The following is a 14,179-nucleotide window of genomic DNA, read 5'->3' as shown; positions in this document are numbered from 1 at the left end:
TGGGGTTTCCCCATGTGAGAGTAGGTCATCGTCAAGATTAAATTCCGAAACCCCAATTGCGAAAGCAGTTGGGGTTTTGTTTTGCCTGCGAGAAATTTTTTCACAGCGCCACCGGGGAAATACATCCTGAAGTGAACGGCCAGTTTTGGTATGGTGCAGCTCGTTTTTTAACGGACTGATGTCCTGCCCACGGATCGGCACTCATTTATGTCAAAGAGTTGCTGTAGAAATGCCTGAACCAATCCCGATCAAGGACCATGAAAAAGAGACGCGGCTGGTCAACAAACGCTTGATCGCCTGTGCTCTGTTCGTCTTCGCCATCAGCTGTGCTCTGGTTGTGCGCCTGTACATCCTCCAAGTAGTGGAATTCGACTATCACTCGACCATCTCCGAAAACAACCGTGTCCACGTCCTGCCGATACCGCCGACGCGCGGATTGATCTACGACCGCAATGGTGTACTTCTCGCCGACAACCGTCCCAGCTATAACCTGACCATCACCCGTGAGCGTGCAACCGACGTCAATCAGGAGCTGGACGAAGTCATCAACTTGCTGCACCTGCCTGCTGAAGATCGCACGGTATTCGACAAGGCGATGAAACAATCCCGGCATCCATTCACACCGGTCACCCTGTTTTATGAGCTGACGGAAGAGCAGATCGCCGTCCTGGCGGTCAATGAATTCCGTCTACCGGGCCTTGATGTCGAACCGCAGTTTGTCCGGCACTATCCCCTCAGCGCACATTTCGCCCATTCGATCGGTTATGTCGGTCGGATCAATGAAAAAGAATCGAAAACCCTCGACTCTGTTGAATACCGTGGTACGCAGTCCATTGGTAAAACCGGTATCGAGCGCTTTTATGAAGCGCAGCTGCACGGCCATGTTGGTTACGAAGAGGTCGAAACCAATGCTCAAGGCCGAGTGCTGCGTGTGCTCAAGCACACCGATCCGGTGCCAGGCAAAAACATCGTCCTCAGCCTCGATGTGAAACTGCAGGAAGCCGCCGAAGCCGCTTTAGGCGACCGTCGTGGATCCGTGGTTGCTCTTGATCCGTCCACGGGAGAAGTGCTGGCCATGGTCAGCAACCCTAGCTTCGATCCGAATCTGTTCGTCACTGGCATCAGCTCCAAGGAATATTCGGCGCTGCGCGATTCCATCGACCGTCCGCTGTTCAACCGCGTGTTGCGCGGCCTGTACGCCCCGGGTTCGACGATCAAGCCGGAAGTTGCCATTGCCGGTCTGGACGCCGGTGTCGTGACCCCGCAGACCCGCGTATTCGATCCCGGCTATTACCAACTCCCGGACTTCGATCACAAGTATCGCAACTGGAACCACAGCGGTGACGGCTGGGTGGACATGGATGCGGCGATCATGCGCTCCAACGATACCTACTTCTACGACCTGGCTCACAAGCTTGGCATCGATCGTCTGCACGACTATATGGCGATGTTCGGCCTTGGTGAAAAGGTCTCGCTGGACATGTTTGAAGAATCGCCCGGTCTGATGCCGTCGCAAGCCTGGAAACGCGCGACGCGGCGACAGGCCTGGTATCCCGGTGAAACCGTCATTCTCGGCATCGGCCAGGGCTACATGCAGGTCACGCCACTGCAATTGGCCCAGGCCACTGCACTGATTGCCAACAAGGGGATATGGAATCGGCCGCATCTGGCCAAGTCGGTCGACGGCGTAGCGCCGGTTGACGAGCACCCGATGCCGAACATCCTGCTCAAGGATCCGCGTGATTGGGAACAGGTCAACCACGGTATGCAGATGGTCATGCACGATGCTCGAGGTATTGCCCGAGCGGCCGCGGCGGGCTCGCAATACCGCATCGCCGGCAAGAGTGGTACGGCACAAGTGGTGGCGATCAAGCAGGGTGAGCGCTACAACCGCGAGAAAACCCTCGAACGTCACCGCGACAACGCTTTATTCGTTGGATTTGCACCGGCAGAGCATCCAAAGATCGCCATCTCGGTAATGATCGAGAACGGCGAGGCTGGGGGGCGAGTCGCAGGACCAGTCGTCCGGCAGATCATGGACGCCTGGTTGCTCGATCAGGATGGCCACCTCAAGCCGCAATACGCTGCGCCGAGCAAAGCACCGGGTGACCCCCACGTTTGAGGCTGAACGGCTTCAGAACACAGGCTCCCGCGAGCGGAGCCTGTGATTACGCACCAGGTACCGGGCAACTCATGTCGCCTTCCTCACATTTCAGATATTGCTTGAGCGCCTCGACACGCGTCTTGGTCATGTCCGTCAGGCAATCGCTGTAAATCAATGGATAAACACTCCCACCCGCCACCGCGGATGCCGAAAACTTGCACTCGGCATCCCGAAAGCTGATCCACGCCCGTTGCGCGTTGACCAGCAGCTTCTTGCCGTCCGGGTTGTCCTTCAGGCGTCCGGTAATCTGCTGATAGAGCGTATTCAGTTCCTTGTCTGCCGCTTTGAAGGTTTGCCCCGCGCATTGATTCATCGTCGCCTGATCGTTGGCGTTGGAGCAATCAACGGCGGCGTGGGCGAATGGGGAAAATAAAAAAGGCGCAAGGGCCAGGAGCAGGCGCACTGACATTAGGTTCTCGCTGTATCGAGTGGAAAGAGCAAAACAGTGTAGCGATTGTTACGCACGTAACCTGGAGGCCTCAAGCAGGCGATCCGCAGTGGCTGCGATTTCTTCGCCTTCATGCAGCCGCTCCAGCCAGTCCTCAGGAATCGCCCGAACGCCGTAGTAAGCGCCGGCCAACTGACCCACGATAGCAGCCGTAGTATCCGCATCATCACCGAGATTGGCTGCTTTGAGTACGGCGTCAGCGTAGCTCTGCGTGTGATGAAAGCACCACAAAGCGGCTTCCAGTGATTGGACGCTATAGCCGCTGCCTTTGATTTCAGTTTCCGCTTTATCGAGGTACTCACCCCGTGCGATCGCAACCACCTTGGGCTGGGAAAGCTCTGACAGTGGTGACCGGCGAAGCTGTGTTTTCTCCGCACCCTCCAGCGCTCTCGCGATCAGATCAGCCAGCAATTGGCAGCACTCGATTGCCTCCGGCGCCGCATGGGTTGTGCGCGAACTATCGGCAGCAAAGGTCTGGATCTGTCGAATGTCGGGAAAATAGAACAGCACGACGGGCGCCAATCGCATCAGCGAACCGTTGCCAGCGGTAAGAGGGTCAGTGGAACCCGCAAAAGGGTCCCCGGTTGTCTGGTACTGTTCCAGCGCCTGGCTCACGGTCATGCCGATATCGAAACATGTACCGGTGGAACTCAGGTATCCCCATTTCCACCAATTGAGATAACGCCCCATCTGATCAGCCGCATCGAAGCCGTTTTTGCTCAGCAGGCTCTCGGCCAGGCAGAGTGCCATGGAGGTGTCATCGGTCCATTGCCCCGGTTTGAGCTGGAACGGACCACCGCCGACCATATCACTCAGCGGTCGGAATGATCCTCGCGGTTGAAACTCGACCGTTGTGCCGACCGCATCGCCGCAGGCCAGGCCGAGGAGGGCGCCGCGATAACGATCGGCAAGAGAAGGCTGCATGATTCGTCCTTGTTTCTGCGGATTCGCTGGAAAGATAACAGGTCAGGCAGCGCTGATCACAGAGCGAAAACTACGGCATGATGTGTCCGCAGGATTGCGTGGTTGCAGCGCTTCGATACAACTTCGCATTGGACACGTGGTCATACAAGCCTAGTGTTCAGAACATGAGGTGACGTATGAAACCAGTACCCAACAGTTTCGAACGCAAAATCACGCTCAAGGCGTCGCGTTCCCATGTCTGGCGTGCACTTGTCGATGCCGAGGCCTTTGGCCAGTGGTTCGGCGTGGCGCTGGAGGGCCGGCGATTCATCGCCGGCGAATGGACACAGGGGCAGGTTACGTACCCCGGTTATGAGCATGTATTGTGGAATGTGCTGATCGAGCGGGTCGAGCCGCAGCAGTTGTTTTCTTTCCGCTGGCATCCGTACGCAGTCAACCCGAAGATCGACTACTCCCAAGAGCCCACCACCCTGGTCAAATTCGAGCTGCAGGATTTTGAAGACGGCACGTTGCTCAAGGTCTCGGAATCCGGCTTCGCGCACATTCCGGATATTCGCCAGAAAGAGGCGTATTACATGGACAGTCGCGGCTGGGAGGAACAATTGAGCAGGCTTGAACAGTTCCTCGCCGAAAGCGCCAAGGCCCGTGAACGCGGTAGTGCCTGACAGGTCTAAGGGTTTTCGGAAGTGTTTGTATGGCGAATGTCTTACACGCGTTGGTAGCTTTTACGACTATTGCTGATTGGATCCACTGGGTAATCTACACACATCAACTGAGACACAGGGAGTGTTTCAGGATCATGGATGATCGACCATTTGCAAGGATCGCTGCCGACAGGGAGTCGATAATGGTCTTGGGAAAAACCCGCTTCGGCGGGTTTTTTTTCGTCTGCACGTAGGAGCTGCCGAAGGCTGCGATCTTTTGATCTTGCTTTTAAAAGCCTAATCTCAAAAGTCGCAGCCTTCTGCACTCACGCAAATGTCACCCGTTACGAAGCAATCAACTGCCGCAACACATAATGCAGAATCCCCCCCGATTTGAAGTACTCAACCTCGTTCAACGTATCAATCCGGCACAAGACTTCAATCTTCTCCTGACGCCCATCCTCGCGAGTAATCACCAGAGGCAGATTCATCCGCGGCGTCAACTCGACACCGCTCAGCCCCTGAATCTCGAATGTTTCCTTGCCAGTCAGATTGAGACTCTTGCGATTCTGGTCAAGCTTGAACTGCAACGGCAGCACACCCATGCCGACCAGATTGGAGCGGTGAATACGCTCGAAACTTTCCGCAATCACGGCTTTGACACCCAGCAGATTGGTACCTTTCGCCGCCCAGTCACGGCTTGACCCGGTGCCATATTCCTGGCCAGCAATCACCACCAGTGGCGTGCCCGAAGCCTGGTACTTCATGGCCGCATCATAGATGGCCAGTTTTTCCCCGCTGGGTATGTAGATCGTGTTGCCGCCTTCCTCGCCCCCGAGCATTTCGTTGCGGATACGAATATTGGCGAAGGTCCCGCGCATCATCACTTCGTGATTACCGCGACGTGAGCCATAGGAGTTGAAATCACGCGGCTCGACGCCTTTTTCCTGCAGATAACGCCCGGCCGGGCTGTCGATCTTGATATTGCCGGCGGGGGAGATGTGGTCGGTGGTTACCGAATCACCGAGCAAGGCCAGTACCCGCGCACCTTTTACGTCTTTGACTTCCGGCAAAGGGCCGGAAATATCGTCGAAGAAAGGTGGATGCTGAATGTAGGTCGAATCGTCCTGCCACACGTAAGTCGCCGCTTGCGGCACCTCGATGGCTTGCCATTGCTCATCACCGGCGAACACTTCGGCATATTCCTTGTGGAACATCGCCGTGTTGACCTGATTCACCGCCTCGGCGATTTCCCGGCTGCTCGGCCAGATATCGCGCAGATACACCGGGTTGCCTTGCTGATCCTCGCCCAGCGGTTCGCTGCTGATATCCGTGCGCACGCTGCCAGCCAATGCATAGGCGACGACCAGCGGCGGCGAGGCCAGCCAGTTGGTTTTCACCAGCGGGTGCACCCGGCCTTCGAAATTGCGGTTGCCGGACAAGACCGACGCGACGGTCAGATCGGCTTTCTGAATGGCTTTTTCGATTGGCTCCGGCAGTGGCCCGGAGTTGCCGATGCAGGTGGTGCAGCCGTAACCGACCAACGAAAACCCAAGCTGATCAAGGTACTGAGTCAGCCCGGCAGCCTTGTAATAGTCGGTGACGACTTTCGAACCGGGGGCCAGTGAGCTTTTCACCCACGGCTTGCGGGTCAAGCCTTTCTCGACAGCTTTTTTCGCCAGCAGCCCGGCCGCCATCATCACGCTCGGGTTGGAAGTGTTGGTGCACGAGGTGATCGCGGCGATGACCACGGCACCGTTTTTCAGGCGATAGGTTTTGCCGTCATATTCGTAATCCGCTTCACCCACCAGATCGGCGTTGCCCACCGCCACGCCGCCACCGCCCTCGCTTTCCAGGCGTCCTTCTTCCTTGCTGGTGGGTTTGAATTGCAGGTCGATGAAGTCACTGAAGGCCTGCGCCACATTCGGCAGCGAGACGCGATCCTGCGGGCGTTTCGGCCCGGCGAGACTGGCCTCGACGCTGCCCATGTCCAGGGCCAGGCTGTCGGTGAACACCGGTTCCTGACCCGGCAGGCGCCACAGACCTTGAGCCTTGGTGTACGCCTCGACCAGTTTCACCACTTCTGGCGGCCGGCCGGACAGGCGCAGGTATTCCAGAGTGACATCGTCGACCGGGAAGAAGCCGCACGTCGCACCGTATTCCGGAGCCATGTTGGCGATGGTCGCACGGTCGGCCAACGGCAGGTCGGCGAGACCGTCGCCGTAGAATTCGACGAATTTGCCGACCACGCCTTTCTTGCGCAGCATCTGCGTGACGGTCAGCACCAGATCGGTCGCGGTGATGCCTTCTTTGAGCTTGCCGGTGAGTTTGAAGCCGATCACCTCCGGAATCAGCATCGACACCGGTTGCCCGAGCATCGCCGCTTCCGCTTCGATCCCGCCAACGCCCCAGCCGAGCACGCCGAGGCCATTGATCATAGTGGTGTGAGAGTCGGTGCCGACCAGCGTATCGGGGAAGGCGTAGGTGCGGCCATCCTCTTCTTTGGTCCACACGGTGCGGCCGAGATATTCGAGGTTGACCTGGTGGCAGATGCCGGTGCCCGGCGGTACCACGCTGAAGTTATCGAACGCACTCTGGCCCCAGCGCAGGAAGGCATAGCGCTCGCCGTTGCGTTGCATTTCAATGTCGACGTTCTGTTCGAATGCACTGGCGCTGCCAAACTTGTCGACCATTACCGAGTGGTCGATCACCAGATCCACCGGCGACAACGGATTGATCCGTTGCGGGTCGCCACCGGCCTTGGCCATCGCCGCACGCATCGCAGCGAGGTCGACCACGGCAGGGACGCCGGTAAAATCCTGCATCAACACGCGAGCCGGGCGGTACTGGATTTCCCGATCGGAGCGGCGCTCCTTGAGCCAGGCGGCAATGGCCTTGAGGTCGGCACCGGTCACGGTTTTTTCGTCTTCCCAGCGCAGCAGGTTTTCCAGCAAGACCTTCAACGACATCGGCAGCTTGTCGAGGTCGCCCAGGCTTTTGGCGGCTTCCGGCAGGCTGAAATAGTGGTAGGTCGTGGCGTCGATTTGCAGGGTTTTCAGTGACTTCAGACTATCGAGGGACGGCATTACGATCACTCCTTTGAGTCCGCACGGCTACGGACTGAGGGGACGGGCAGAGCATTAAACCTAGCTCTGTTTTGAGTAGCTGGCTAATAACTGGACTCTATGGGCGCAACCATGGTTCCGACTTCGGCTATCATGCGCCGGTTTTCGTGACAGGCATTGCGGCAACGCAAGGCTTGAGCATCGCGCAGCAGCCGAATCATCGACTGCTGCCCAGGAGTAAGAATGAACACCCTATTCATGCATTGCCGGCCCGGCTTCGAAGGCGAAGTCTGTTCGGAAATTTCCGACCTCGCCGCCCGTCTCGATGTCGCCGGTTACGCCAAAGCCAAAACGGCTGCGGCCTGCGCCGAGTTTGTCTGCACTGAACAAGACGGCGCCGAACGCCTGATGCGCGGTCAGCGTTTCGCCGAACTGATTTTCCCGCGGCAGTGGGCGCGCGGCTTTTTCATCGATCTGCCGGAAAACGACCGGATCAGCGTGATCCTCGCGCACATGGCCGATTTCCCGGTATGCGGCAGTCTGTGGCTGGAAGTGGTCGATACCAATGACGGCAAGGAGCTGTCGAACTTCTGCAAGAAGTTCGAAGGCCCGCTGCGCAAGGCGCTGACAGCCGCTGGCAAACTGGTCGAAGACGCCAGCAAGCCGCGTCTGTTGCTGACCTTCAAAAGCGGCCGCGAAGTGTTCCTCGGCATGGCCGATGCCGGCAATTCGGCCATGTGGCCGATGGGCATTCCACGCCTGAAATTTCCCCGCGAAGCGCCTAGCCGTTCGACCTTGAAGCTGGAAGAGGCGTGGCACCACTTCATTCCGCGTGATCAGTGGGAAGATCGTCTGCACAGCGACATGACTGGCGTCGACCTCGGCGCCGCGCCGGGCGGCTGGACCTGGCAACTGGTCAACCGTGGCATGCTGGTCACCGCCATCGATAACGGCCCGATGGCCGAAAGCCTGATGGAAACCGGCCTGGTTCAGCATCTGATGGCTGACGGGTTCACCTTCAAGCCGAAGCAACCGGTTGACTGGATGGTCTGCGACATCGTCGAGAAACCGGCGCGCAATGCCGCGATGCTGGAAGAGTGGATTGGCGAGGGACATTGCCGCGAGGCGGTGGTCAACCTGAAGCTGCCGATGAAACAGCGTTATGCCGAAGTGAAGCGCCTGCTGGAGCGGATTGCCGAGGGTTTCAAGGCGCGTGGGATCAAGGTTGATATCGGTTGCAAGCAGCTGTATCACGACCGCGAAGAAGTGACCTGCCACTTGCGCCGGCACGATACCAAGAAAGCCAGATCCCGCTGAAATAGCGATAGCCTGTGTAGGAGCTGCCGAAGGCTGCGATCTTTTGACTTTGTTTTTGAAGATCAAGATCAAAGATCGCAGCCTTCGGCAGCTCCTACAGGGGGCGGTGTAAAGCCACAGATGACCGAATACCCGGCAATGCGCGACAATGCCGGCCAGTTTCTGGAGTGAACCATGAGTGAAATGATCGATACCCCGGTCGATGGCACCCTCGACGCCACCGGCCTCAATTGCCCGGAGCCGGTAATGATGTTGCACCAGCACATCCGCGATCTGGTACCCGGCGGCCTGCTCAAGGTGATCGCCACCGATCCCTCGACCAAACGCGACATTCCCAAGTTCTGTGTGTTCCTCGACCATGAACTGGTCAGCCAGCATGAAGAGGCCGGCACTTATCTGTACTGGATTCGCAAGAAGCCCTGACTCTGGGCAAAAAAAGACCTGCAAATGCAGGTCTTTTTTTATGGCTGATCAACCCGCCGAACGACTGATCCGAATGCGCTTGCGCGCACTGCGCGTCAGACGGATCGACAGCATCAGCGCCGCGCAGCTCAAACCGACAATCAGACCCTGCCACAAGCCGCTCGGGCCACGTGGCTCGCCGAGCCAGTCGGTCAGGCCCAGCGCGTAACCGACTGGCAGACCAATACCCCAATAGGCGAACAGGGTCAGGATCATCGTCACCCGAGTGTCCTGATAGCCGCGCAACGCGCCGGCTGCAGTTACCTGGATCGCATCGGAAAACTGGAACAGTGCTGAATAGACAATCAGCATCGCCGCAATGTGAATCACCGTTGGGTCAGCGGTATAGATCGACGCAATCGGCTCGCGCAGCAACAGCATCAGGCTCGCCGACAGGCAGGCGTAGGCCAGTGCGGTGCCCATGCCGACACCGGCGGCAAAACGCGCCTCACGCGGTTCCTCGCGCCCCAGCGCCTGGCCGACACGCACGGTGACCGCCATGCCCAGCGAATAGGGGATCATGAACACCAGCGAACTGACGTTGAGCGCGATCTGATGGCCGGCCACCACCGTCGCGCCGAGGCTGCCAATCAGCAGGGCGATCACGGCAAAGATGCTCGACTCGGCAAACACCGCGATGCCGATTGGCAAACCGATCGACAGCAGACGTTTGATCACCGCCCACTGCGGCCAGTCGAAGCGGCCGAACAGTTCGCTCGAGCGATAGGCCGGCGCCCAGCGTTCGTAACCGGCCAGCCCCAGCGCCATCACCCACATCACGATCGCCGTGGCCCAGCCGCAGCCGACGCCGCCCATCGCCGGCACGCCGAAGTGGCCATAGATGAAGATGTAATTCAGCGGGATGTTCAATGCCAGACCGCACAGGCCCAGCACCATGGCCGGGCGGGTGCGGCCGATGCCGTCACTGGTGCAACGCAACACGTGATAGAAGGCCACCGCCGGCAAGCCGCTGGCGATGCCGTGCAGGTATTGCATGCACGGGCCGATCAGCTCTGGGTCGACCTTCATCAGGTGCAACACCGGTTCAGCGGCGACCAGCATCGAGGTGGCGATCAATCCCACCACCAATGCCAGCCACAGCGCCTGCCGCACGATCGGGCCAATCTCGCTGTGCTTGCCGGCGCCAAAACGCTGCGCGACTTTCGGCGTGGTGGCCAGCAGGGTGCCGGTCATCAACAGAAACACCGGCACCCAGATCGAGTTGCCCAGTGCCACTGCCGCCAGATCCTTTGGCCCGACGCGCCCGGCCATCACTGCGTCGACGAAGCCCATGGCGGTGGTCGCCAGTTGCGCGATGATGATCGGCAGTGCAAGGGCGAGCAGGTTTTTCAACTCCAGACGAATCCGCGCAGGGCGGGTCAGGGAGACAGCGACAGGTTGGTCAATTACAGGGTTCACAGGCAAAGCGTCCAGAAAATATTGATGCACGGGGCGGGGCATTCTACGCCGCTGACACCTCGGTCAGGAAAAATCCTCTGTTGCGCATTTGTAAGCGCAAAGGCTGCTGGCTGATCGACCCGTCTGCACCTAAACTGCCGATCCGCCCAAGGAGCCCGCCATGCTGATTGTTGCCGATGAAAATATCCCGCTGCTCGACGCCTTTTTTGCCGGTTTCGGTGAGATCCGCCGGGTGCCGGGCCGCTCCATTGACCGTGCGACGGTCGAACGGGCCGACGTGTTGCTGGTGCGTTCGGTGACCAACGTCAATCGTGCGCTGCTCGAGGGCAGCAAGGTGCGCTTTGTCGGCACCTGCACCATCGGCACCGATCATCTGGATCTGGATTACTTCAACGAGGCCGGCATCTCCTGGTCTAGCGCGCCGGGGTGCAATGCCCGGGGTGTGGTCGATTACGTACTGGGCAGTCTGATGACGCTGGCCGAAATCGAAGGCGTTGATCTGACTCAGCGCACGTACGGCGTCGTCGGCGCTGGTGAAGTCGGTGGTCGCTTGATCAAGGTCCTGAAGGGCCTGGGCTGGAACGTAAAGGTTTGCGATCCGCCACGTCAGGCTGCCGAGGTCGGCGATTATGTCAGCGTTGAGCAGATCATCGAACAGTGCGACGTGATCAGTCTGCATACACCTTTGACTCGTAGTGGCGACGACGCGACCTGGCATTTGTTTGATCGACAGCGTCTACAGCAACTCAGGCAGGGTGCATGGTTGATCAACGCGGCGCGCGGCCCTGTGGTGGACAATGCTGCACTGCGTGAGGTGCTGCTCGAGCGAGAAGACCTGCAGGCAGTGCTCGACGTCTGGGAAAAAGAGCCTGAAGTCGATGTTGCGCTGGCCGAACTCTGTGTATTGGCGACGCCACATATTGCCGGTTACAGCCTCGACGGCAAGCAACGTGGGACCGCGCAGATCTATCAGGCCTTCTGCGCTTTCATGGGCCAGCCTGCGGTTATCCAGTTGAGTGATCTGCTGCCCGCACCGTGGCTGTCGGAAGTTTCCCTGCACGGCGACAGTGATCCGGCGTGGGCGCTGGCGATGTTGTGCCGGAGCATGTACGACCCGCGCCGCGACGACGCGGATTTCCGCCGTAGTCTCGTTGGAAATGTCGCTGAGCAGCGTGCGGCGTTTGATGTGTTGCGCAAGCAGTATCCGGTGCGACGCGAGATCGAAGGGCTGAAGGTGCGGATTGAAGGGGATGCGCCGGAGTTGCGGCAGATTGTCGAGGCGCTTGGGGCAATCCGTGTCCCATAAGGGCATTGGCTGTAGGAGCTGTCGAGTGAAACGAGGCTGCGATCTTTTGATCTTGCTTTTTGAAGATCAAAAGATCGCAGCCTTCGGCAGCTCCTACACGATTTGCAGCTAAATCAGGCGCATAAAAAACCCGGCCAATCAGGGCCGGGTCAGGAAGACGGTGGCTGTATCACTCTTGTTCGGCAGGCTTGACCAATCGCTTCTCCAGTTCGCGGCAAGCGTCCTGGATCATGTTTTCAGTGATCGGTACTTCGCGCCCGTCCTTATCGATAATCGAGCAACCCAGAGACTGGTCGGGTTGGGTGCGGATCACTTCAATCTTGTCTTCGCTGCTGTGTTGCAAGGACATGGCCTGTCTCCTCATCAGGTTGTGTGCCTAAGTTAAAACCGCCACGTGACCAGGCTGTGACAACTCCCTGCGGTCTGTCGGCGGGCGGCATCTCTACTCAAACAGAAATGACCGCTCGTCTCAACCGCGACCTTAGACCAATCGTTTCTAGCATCCGGACATCCCGGGCATATTTAACCTGACTCATTGTGATTTACAGAGTTCCACCCCATCTGAGTCTGTAGGCTGGCCCGATCCATTTGCGCAGACGTGAACTCCATGATCTCCATGCTTTCTTCCCGACACCGGCGCGCCCTGCGCCTGACCAGTCATTTTCTCTTACCGTACCGCTGGCATGCCTTTGGCGCGTTACTCGCCCTGATCGTCACCGCCGGCATCACCTTGTCGATGGGGCAGGGCATCAAGTTGTTGGTGGATCAGGGCTTCATGACCCGATCGCCGCATCTGCTCAATCAGTCCATCGGCATTTTCATGCTGCTGGTGCTCGGGCTGGCGTTGGGCACCTTCGCCCGTTTCTATCTGGTGTCGTGGATCGGCGAGCGCGTGGTCGCCGACATTCGTCGCCAGGTGTTCAATCATCTGGTGTATCTGCATCCGGGCTTTTATGAGGACAACCGCAGCTCGGAAATTCAGTCGCGCCTGACCGCCGACACCACGCTGCTGCAATCGGTGATCGGCTCGTCGCTCTCGCTGTTCCTGCGAAATCTGCTGATGGTGATCGGCGGTGTGGTGTTGCTGTTTATCACCAATCCCAAACTCACCAGCATTGTCGTGATTGCGCTGCCGCTGGTGATCGCGCCGATCCTCATATTTGGCCGCCGCGTGCGCAATCTGTCGCGCCAGAGCCAGGATCGGATCGCCGATATCGGCAGTTACGTGTCGGAAACCCTCGGTCAGATCAAAACCGTGCAGGCCTACAACCACCAGGTCCAGGACGAGCAGCGTTTCGCCTCGACCGTCGAGCAGGCGTTCGACACCGCGCGCAAACGGATCTTTCAGCGGGCGTGGTTGATCACCCTGGTGATCGTGCTGGTGCTTGGCGCGGTGGCGGTGATGTTGTGGGTCGGCGGTATGGACGTGATGGCAGGTCGGATCTCTGCCGGGGAGCTGGCGGCGTTCGTGTTCTATAGCCTGATCGTCGGCAGTGCGTTCGGTACGTTGAGCGAAGTGATCGGTGAGCTGCAGCGCGCTGCGGGCGCCGCCGAACGGATCGCGGAATTGCTGCGCTCGGAAAACATCATTCAGCCACCGACGAGCGGATTGGTGACGCTGCCCGCGCGGATCAGAGGTGAGCTTGAGCTCAGGGAAGTGCGCTTTTCCTACCCGTCGCGTCCAGAAAGCTACGCCGTCGACGGCTTGGATCTGACGGTGAGGGCGGGCGAAACCCTTGCACTGGTAGGGCCGTCTGGTGCGGGCAAGTCCACGATCTACGACCTGTTGCTGCGCTTCTACGATCCACGCGAGGGCCAGATTCTGCTCGATGGCGTACCGCTCACCAGCCTTGATCCGCTGGACCTGCGCCGCTGTTTCGCACTGGTCTCGCAAACCCCTGCGCTGTTCTTCGGCAGTGTGGAGGAAAACATTCGCTATGGCTGCCCTACCGCCACGCTTGCGCAGGTCAAGGAAGCTGCGCGAATCGCCCACGCCCACGACTTCATCGAACAGATGCCGGACGGCTATCAGACTCATCTCGGCGACGGCGGCCTTGGACTGTCAGGCGGTCAGCGCCAGCGCCTGGCTATCGCCCGCGCCTTGCTGGTGGACGCGCCGATCCTGCTGCTGGATGAAGCCACCAGCGCCCTCGATGCACAGAGCGAGCATCTGATCCAGCAGGCCCTGCCAACGCTGATGGAAAACCGCACCACGCTGGTGATCGCCCACCGACTGGCCACGGTGAAGAACGCTGATCGAATTGCAGTGATGGATCATGGAAAGCTGGTCGCGGTGGGGACACACCAGCAATTGATCGCCAGCAATCCGCTGTACGCGCGGCTGGCGGCATTGCAGTTCAATGATGGCCACGCAGTGGACTCGTAGGAGCTGCCGAAGGCTGCGATCTTTTGATGTAAAAATGCCCGCAG

At 58.9% G+C, this 14,179-nt stretch carries 11 protein-coding genes; 6 read left to right on the top strand and 5 right to left on the bottom strand.

The genetic code is table 11. The features are described from left to right. The first annotated feature begins 229 nt into the window (after positions 1 to 229). On the top strand, positions 230 to 2,122 hold the full coding sequence (gene mrdA / locus AC0Z4S_RS13430) for a penicillin-binding protein 2 (protein WP_485623362.1): 1,893 nt from the start codon (positions 230 to 232) through the stop codon (positions 2,120 to 2,122). 46 nt (positions 2,123 to 2,168) lie between these two features. Here the strand turns inward: mrdA and AC0Z4S_RS13425 are convergent, their stop codons facing one another. Continuing rightward, positions 2,169 to 2,573 carry a lysozyme inhibitor LprI family protein gene (locus AC0Z4S_RS13425; RefSeq protein WP_485623361.1) on the bottom strand — a complete coding sequence of 135 codons (405 nt, stop codon included), beginning with the start codon at positions 2,571 to 2,573 and terminating at the stop codon, positions 2,169 to 2,171. 48 nt (positions 2,574 to 2,621) lie between these two features. Next, the gene (locus tag AC0Z4S_RS13420) at positions 2,622 to 3,536 is read right to left on the bottom strand and encodes an ADP-ribosylglycohydrolase family protein (protein ID WP_485623360.1); all 915 of its coding nucleotides are present in this window, start codon (positions 3,534 to 3,536) and stop codon (positions 2,622 to 2,624) included. A 176-nt stretch (positions 3,537 to 3,712) separates the two neighbouring features. On the opposite strand from AC0Z4S_RS13420, the gene AC0Z4S_RS13415 reads away from it, so the two are divergent. Beyond that, on the top strand, positions 3,713 to 4,201 hold the full coding sequence (locus AC0Z4S_RS13415; RefSeq protein WP_485623359.1) for an SRPBCC family protein: 489 nt from the start codon (positions 3,713 to 3,715) through the stop codon (positions 4,199 to 4,201). A 323-nt stretch (positions 4,202 to 4,524) separates the two neighbouring features. Here the strand turns inward: AC0Z4S_RS13415 and acnA are convergent, their stop codons facing one another. After that, positions 4,525 to 7,266 carry an aconitate hydratase AcnA gene (gene acnA, locus AC0Z4S_RS13410; protein WP_485623358.1) on the bottom strand — a complete coding sequence of 914 codons (2,742 nt, stop codon included), beginning with the start codon at positions 7,264 to 7,266 and terminating at the stop codon, positions 4,525 to 4,527. A 222-nt stretch (positions 7,267 to 7,488) separates the two neighbouring features. Here acnA and rlmM point away from each other — a divergent pair, with 222 nt between their 5' ends. Together rlmM and tusA are read left to right on the top strand one after the other, a co-directional pair. After that, the gene (gene rlmM, locus AC0Z4S_RS13405) at positions 7,489 to 8,562 is read left to right on the top strand and encodes a 23S rRNA (cytidine(2498)-2'-O)-methyltransferase RlmM (RefSeq protein ID WP_485623357.1); all 1,074 of its coding nucleotides are present in this window, start codon (positions 7,489 to 7,491) and stop codon (positions 8,560 to 8,562) included. Positions 8,563 to 8,736: 174 nt separating this feature from the next. After that, positions 8,737 to 8,985 (top strand): sulfurtransferase TusA, encoded by a 249-nt coding sequence (gene tusA / locus AC0Z4S_RS13400; RefSeq protein ID WP_262136137.1) that lies wholly within the window; start codon positions 8,737 to 8,739, stop codon positions 8,983 to 8,985. A gap of 48 nt (positions 8,986 to 9,033) precedes the next feature. Here the strand turns inward: tusA and AC0Z4S_RS13395 are convergent, their stop codons facing one another. Next, complete coding sequence (locus tag AC0Z4S_RS13395; protein WP_485623356.1) at positions 9,034 to 10,443, bottom strand: MATE family efflux transporter; 1,410 nt, start codon at positions 10,441 to 10,443, stop codon at positions 9,034 to 9,036. 160 nt (positions 10,444 to 10,603) lie between these two features. On the opposite strand from AC0Z4S_RS13395, the gene pdxB reads away from it, so the two are divergent. Further along, entirely contained in the window at positions 10,604 to 11,749 is a 1,146-nt protein-coding gene (gene pdxB, locus AC0Z4S_RS13390; RefSeq protein ID WP_485623355.1) for a 4-phosphoerythronate dehydrogenase PdxB, read from the top strand. 169 nt (positions 11,750 to 11,918) lie between these two features. Here pdxB and AC0Z4S_RS13385 read toward each other — a convergent pair whose 3' ends face one another. After that, on the bottom strand, positions 11,919 to 12,098 hold the full coding sequence (locus AC0Z4S_RS13385) for a PA1571 family protein (protein ID WP_253503851.1): 180 nt from the start codon (positions 12,096 to 12,098) through the stop codon (positions 11,919 to 11,921). Between the two features lie 258 nt (positions 12,099 to 12,356). Here AC0Z4S_RS13385 and AC0Z4S_RS13380 point away from each other — a divergent pair, with 258 nt between their 5' ends. Beyond that, positions 12,357 to 14,135, top strand: a complete 1,779-nt coding sequence (locus AC0Z4S_RS13380; RefSeq protein ID WP_485623354.1) for an ABC transporter transmembrane domain-containing protein — start codon at positions 12,357 to 12,359, stop codon at positions 14,133 to 14,135. Positions 14,136 to 14,179 lie beyond the last annotated feature (44 nt).

This window comes from Pseudomonas sp. 1L-B-1-E-C1 (assembly GCF_057291835.1).
Note: the sequence above shows the minus strand (reverse complement) of the source record. Positions and strands in the feature narration are given on the sequence as shown.

Excerpts from the sequence above, each read along its gene's own strand:
- AC0Z4S_RS13380 (WP_485623354.1), top strand. The coding sequence starts at position 12,357 with ATGATCTCCATGCTTTCTTCCCGACACCGGCGCGCCCTGCGCCTGACC.
- AC0Z4S_RS13385 (WP_253503851.1), bottom strand. The coding sequence starts at position 12,098 with ATGTCCTTGCAACACAGCAGCGAAGACAAGATTGAAGTGATCCGCACC.
- mrdA (WP_485623362.1), top strand. The coding sequence starts at position 230 with ATGCCTGAACCAATCCCGATCAAGGACCATGAAAAAGAGACGCGGCTG.
- acnA (WP_485623358.1), bottom strand. The coding sequence starts at position 7,266 with ATGCCGTCCCTCGATAGTCTGAAGTCACTGAAAACCCTGCAAATCGAC.
- AC0Z4S_RS13420 (WP_485623360.1), bottom strand. The coding sequence starts at position 3,536 with ATGCAGCCTTCTCTTGCCGATCGTTATCGCGGCGCCCTCCTCGGCCTG.
- AC0Z4S_RS13425 (WP_485623361.1), bottom strand. The coding sequence starts at position 2,573 with ATGTCAGTGCGCCTGCTCCTGGCCCTTGCGCCTTTTTTATTTTCCCCA.
- rlmM (WP_485623357.1), top strand. The coding sequence starts at position 7,489 with ATGAACACCCTATTCATGCATTGCCGGCCCGGCTTCGAAGGCGAAGTC.
- pdxB (WP_485623355.1), top strand. The coding sequence starts at position 10,604 with ATGCTGATTGTTGCCGATGAAAATATCCCGCTGCTCGACGCCTTTTTT.
- tusA (WP_262136137.1), top strand. The coding sequence starts at position 8,737 with ATGAGTGAAATGATCGATACCCCGGTCGATGGCACCCTCGACGCCACC.
- AC0Z4S_RS13415 (WP_485623359.1), top strand. The coding sequence starts at position 3,713 with ATGAAACCAGTACCCAACAGTTTCGAACGCAAAATCACGCTCAAGGCG.